At 47.8% G+C, this 5,119-nt stretch carries 4 protein-coding genes; 3 read left to right on the top strand and 1 reads right to left on the bottom strand.

The genetic code is table 11. From position 1 onward, the window contains the following. Positions 1–173: 173 nt before the first annotated feature. The 3 genes from ACI4WN_RS08625 to ACI4WN_RS08615 all read left to right on the top strand — a co-directional run bounded on the left by ACI4WN_RS08625 (position 174) and on the right by ACI4WN_RS08615 (position 3,682). Positions 174–1,991 (top strand): FAD-binding protein, encoded by a 1,818-nt coding sequence (locus ACI4WN_RS08625; protein WP_439777830.1) that lies wholly within the window; start codon positions 174–176, stop codon positions 1,989–1,991. A gap of 11 nt (positions 1,992–2,002) precedes the next feature. Beyond that, positions 2,003–3,418, top strand: coding sequence for a DASS family sodium-coupled anion symporter (locus ACI4WN_RS08620; protein ID WP_439777829.1), 1,416 nt, complete (start codon positions 2,003–2,005; stop codon positions 3,416–3,418). Positions 3,419–3,517: 99 nt separating this feature from the next. Beyond that, entirely contained in the window at positions 3,518–3,682 is a 165-nt protein-coding gene (locus ACI4WN_RS08615) for a zinc ribbon domain-containing protein (protein WP_439777828.1), read from the top strand. A gap of 334 nt (positions 3,683–4,016) precedes the next feature. On the opposite strand, the gene ACI4WN_RS08610 is transcribed toward ACI4WN_RS08615, so the two are convergent. Further along, positions 4,017–4,586, bottom strand: a complete 570-nt coding sequence (locus tag ACI4WN_RS08610) for a hypothetical protein (RefSeq protein WP_439777827.1) — start codon at positions 4,584–4,586, stop codon at positions 4,017–4,019. Positions 4,587–5,119 lie beyond the last annotated feature (533 nt).

Genomic DNA, 5,119 nt, shown 5'->3' with positions numbered 1-5,119 from the left:
AAAAAAATATATATTAAAATTCACGAGCGTTCATGCTACACTGAGCAAGGGTTGGGCCTTATCCTTGTGAATATAGCGCTTACGATTAATCCTTGCTAAGTGAAAATATCTCTGATATATAAAAAGTGTTTTAAAACAAAAAATAATTTATCAAAGAGAGTAAGGTAAGAAGAATGTATGCGACTAAAGATACAAAGTGGAATGCAGATTATGATGTTTTGGTTTTAGGCTTCGGTGGTGCCGGCGGCAACGCTGCCCGGTTTGCCGCTGATGCGGGCGCCCATGTCTTGTTGGTTGACGCGGCTCCATTTGGCCACGAAGGTGGCAACACCCGCTACTCAGCCCAGCACGTGGCAATGGCGACAGATTATGCCAAGATCAATAAGTACTTTAAGCGCTTGGCCGCTCCTTTCCAAATTCCGGAAAAGATGATGGATGTTTACACTGACGGGATTTACCACATGACTGACATGTTCAAGGAATATTTCGGCATCGATGCTTTCGTCTGGTCCCGTGACGTCAAGCCAGGGGACATTTTGGACGAAAAGGAACACATGGCTGAATACCCAGAATACGAAGGCTCTGAAGCCTTTGACTTTGCCCTGGTCCACAACCGCGACTTTGATGCGGAATTCTGGAAGACGATCCGGAAGACGGTTTTGGACCGGAAGGAGCAAATCGACGTCTGGCTGAATTCCCGGGCCAGCCACTTGCTGCAAGATCCAGAAACTGGCGCCGTTGTTGGGGCAGTTGTCAGCCGCAACCACAAGGACTACTATATCCATGCTAAAAACGGGGTCGTACTGGCAACTGGTGGTTTTGAAAATAACCCAGTCATGCAGCAAAATTACCTGCACATTACCAAGCTGACGCCATTCGGCAGTCTTTACAACCGCGGCGACGGGATTACGATGGCTGAAGAAGTCGGAGCCAAGCTCTGGCACATGTCCAATTACGAATCTTTAGGGGTGATCCCAAGCTACACCTTCCAAGAAGAAGAGGGCCAGCGGGGCCGGCAAATTGGCCACTGGAAGCTGCTTTACAACGGCTCAATTTTTGCTATTGCGGATGACGGCAGCCGCTTTATGAAAGAAGACGCCAAGTTCCGTCATGGCCACATCTACGAACATGGCGACTACTTGATGCCGCACGCTTACGACAATGCTTGGCTGGTCTTTGACCAAAAGCAGTACGACCGCTTTGTTGCCGAAAAGGAACAGACCGGTCAATTGCGCTACCCGAAGTTTTTGGACAAGACTATTTCCGCTGCTTCCAGCCAGGAATTAGCCGAAAAAATGGGCGTGCCGGCTGACAAGCTGGCGGAAACGATCAAGACTTTCAACTCCTTCGCTGAAAGTGGCCGGGATGCTGAATTCGGCCGGGAAGCAGCCGGGATGGAAGCTTTTGCCAGTGGTCAGCTCTACGCCATTAAACTGGCTCCAGCCGTTTTGAACACTCAAGGCGGACCGGAAAGAAACGAAAAGGGTGAAATCCTGGATGCTAACGATCAAGTAATCCCGCACTTGTACGGGGCCGGTGAATTGGGCGGCATCTGCGCCAACCGCTACCAAGGCGGCGGCAACTTGGCTGAATGCCTGATCTTCGGTAAGATCTCCGGGACAAACGCGGCCAGCGTCAAGGCCGATGCCCAAGCTGTCATCCTGACCAAGCCAGTGCCAGCGGTCAATGACCTGGTAGATGGTGAACGCATGGACAATATTGAACTCGGTGAAAACCAGTACCTGGGTTCAACGGAAGCTGGTATCGGCGGCAAGATCGTGGTCCGGGTAACTTACAAGGACGAAAAGATTGAAGATGTTGAAGTTTTAGAAAGCCATGAAACTGAAGGGATCGGGGCTGTTGCTATTAAGGAATTGCCAGCCAAGATCGTGGCTGCCAACTCAACGGAAATCGATGCTGTTTCTGGTGCCTCAACCACCACTCGGGCCTTGGAAGAAGCCGTAAATAAGGCGATCGAGCAGGCTAAATAGTGGAGGCAAGCATGTTGACTAAAATTAAATGGAAAAACTGGCTCCTGCCCCTAGCCCTTGGCTTGGGCCTCTGGCTCTTGACCCCGCTCAAGCCGGCCGCAATCAGCACCAGTGCCTGGCAGATGTTCGCGATTTTTGTCGCTACGATTGCCAGCTGCGTGACCAAGCCAATGCCGATGATGGCAACGACGCTGACTGGGGCAACGGTCGCGATCGTCCTGGGATTGCTGAAGATGGATGAAGTTATCGTTGGTTTCGGTAATTCAACGGCCTGGATGGTGGCCATGTGCATGTTTATGGCGGCTGGCTTTATCAAGTCAGGCTTGGGCAAGCGGATTGCCTACCTCTTCGTCAGAGCTTTTGGCAAAAAGACCCTGGGTCTGGCTTATGCCTTGTCGGTAGTTGAGTCGATTCTGGCGATCGGGATTCCTTCAAACAATGCTCGGGTCAACGGGATCATGTATCCAATCATTGATAATTTGTCTCGGGAAATGGGGTCAGACCCGAAAGATGGGACTGAAGGCAAGATTGGCTCCTACCTGGTCTTTAATGAATATGAGGTTAACAATGCAACCAGTGGCCTCTTCCTGACCGGTTTGGCCGGGAACATGATTGCCCTAGGCCTGGCCAAGACGCAAGGGATTACGATCAGCTGGATGCAGTGGTTTATGGCGGCTAGTTTGCCGGGGATTTTGTCAATCTTGATCATTCCTTTTGTCTTGTACAAGATCTACCCGCCGGAAATCAAGGAAACGCCTAATGCTAAAGCCTGGGCTGACAAAAAGCTGGCTGAGATCGGCAAGATGACCGCGGCTGAGAAAATCATGACCGGCGTCTTTCTTTTATCAATTGCCCTCTGGCTCTTTGGCAGCAAGCTTGGGGTCGACGCGACTGAGACTAGTTTTATCGCGGTGGTAATTCTCCTGCTCACCGGCGTGATTACGACGAAGGACCTGCTGAATGAGTCCTTTGCTTGGAACATTTTGACCTGGCTGTCAATTATCATGTTGATGTCGAAAAAGCTGATGACTTTGGGCTTCTTCCCATGGTTCTCCAAGGCCTTGGGTGTGGCCCTCAAGGGGATGAACTGGATTTGGGTCCTGGTAATCTTATTCCTGGTCTACTTCTACCTGCACTACCTTTTCCCAAGTATTGCCACTCAGATTTCAGCCCTTTACGCTGGATTTCTGTCAATTGCCTTGGGTGCCGGCGTGCCTAAGTTGATGGCGGCCCTGATGCTGGCCTTCTGCGGGTCAATCTTCCTGTCAACCTCGACTTACTCAGCTGGCCCGGCTGCTATGTTGTCCAGTACTGGTTATGTTTCCAATAAGGATTGGTGGCGGCTGAGCGCGATTATCGGCGTGATCTTCAATGCAATTTGGCTTGGTGGCGGTCTTTTGTGGACTAAGTGCCTTGGCTACTGGTAAAAATAGCAGAGATTCCTAACACTGGAGCAATTTGGCTCTGGTGTTTTTGTTTTTTAAAAGCGCAACACAACCCAGTGCTGCCATGCCTGCGGCTCTATCATGGGCCGCAACGGCCATGAGAAGTTGATCTTGAAGAATCGTCAATGGGATTGTCCAATGTGCGGAGTGCACCACATCCGTGACTACAACGCCGCGCTGAACATCTTGGAGAAAGGCTTGCCAAGCTTTCCGATCAGGAATACAAGATATTCTGTATCTGACTAGTGTTAGGCATTACTCGACTTGCAAGCCCCGGGCTTCAGTTCGAGCTTGGTTGACCAAAGAAAAAATAAAAAAGAGAAGGAGAGTCTGCGAATGACAGAAAAGATGATTGATGAATGAGCCTCCTGAATAGGCATATTTGTCAGTTAGCTAGTAGCAGAGCCGAGGCTAAGTTGAAATAAAATTGAATATTAAAGCAATCGGGGCTGAGTAAGTGTTGATACTCGGCTCCGGTTTCATTTTAAGCGAAAGAGCGTAGACCAATTAATTGGTCTACGCTCTTAGCATTAGGGAAGTATGTTTGGATGGAGCACTTACAATACTCTAGTTGGATTGATTATCTGATTTTCTTATTTACTTGGTCGTCGATAACCGCAACGGCGATCTGGCAGCGACTGATGACTGAGCTTGGATTTTGTTCTAAGCCTTCATTAAGCCATTCGTAAACGATGGTGTAGATGACATGAGCAGCATCGTTAATAGCCTTAACCGAATAGTCGCCAGTACGGGATCGTCTTCTAACGTATTCCAAGGTCTTAATATAAATTGCCTGTTCAAGCAATTTTGGAAAACGAGCAGCAAACTTGCCGTTCTTTTGCTGACTATAGGCCTTGATCAGGTAGTAAAGACGCAATAGGTACTTACGATCATCGAACATGTACAGAAGTAAATCCTGAACGCCTTTGCCGTAATTATTCTCGGCTAACTTGAAATTTGACTCAAGTTTTTTGATCAAGAGCTCAACGCCCAAGTGGGGCATGTCGCCGTAACGGGCATAAAAGGTCGGTCGAGTAAAGTGAGCAACCTGACAGAAATCCGTTACGCTTAACTTGATCTCGTTCTCATAGTTGTCAAAGGCTCGGGTAATAATTTCGTCGGCGTTAATTAACATGGTAGATGAAATCAAATCGCATCCTCCTTTCTGCAGTTTAGTAAGTGGTTAGTAACCTTTACATTGTTAGTATAGGGTATCTCAAAGATGCACGCACCTTGCAGGAGAATTGACAAAAAGCGCGGCAGAGCGGCAAAGTAAGGAAAAAGTCGAAAAGTAAGAATGCCGCAACAGCGGCGTTTCTACGCTCTAATTTCCGGGAAAAAGTTTTCGTAAAATTTTTTCCAACTTTTTTGAATTGATTTTTGTGCCTGAAAGCAGCTGTTTCCGAATATTGTTGATGACATTTGGTAAAATAGGCTGAAATAGACAAATGAATGTTAATGTTCCTAATTAGGCAAAAATAACAACGTTACCTCGTGTTTCTATTGCAAACCGAATGAAAACGCAGATTTGACCTTTCAGAAAAAGAGTGTAGAATAATATTTGTTGTCGCGGCGAGCAAGCAGCTCTCCGGAGATACGAAATAAAAATCTTAAAAAGCTGTTGACAGGAAGTTGATGACTTGCTAAGATATAAAACGTTGCGTCGCTAAGACGCAAGTTAGT

The organism is Lactobacillus sp., assembly GCF_051893255.1.
Lineage (GTDB): Bacteria > Bacillota > Bacilli > Lactobacillales > Lactobacillaceae > Lactobacillus.
Note: the sequence above shows the minus strand (reverse complement) of the source record. Positions and strands in the feature narration are given on the sequence as shown.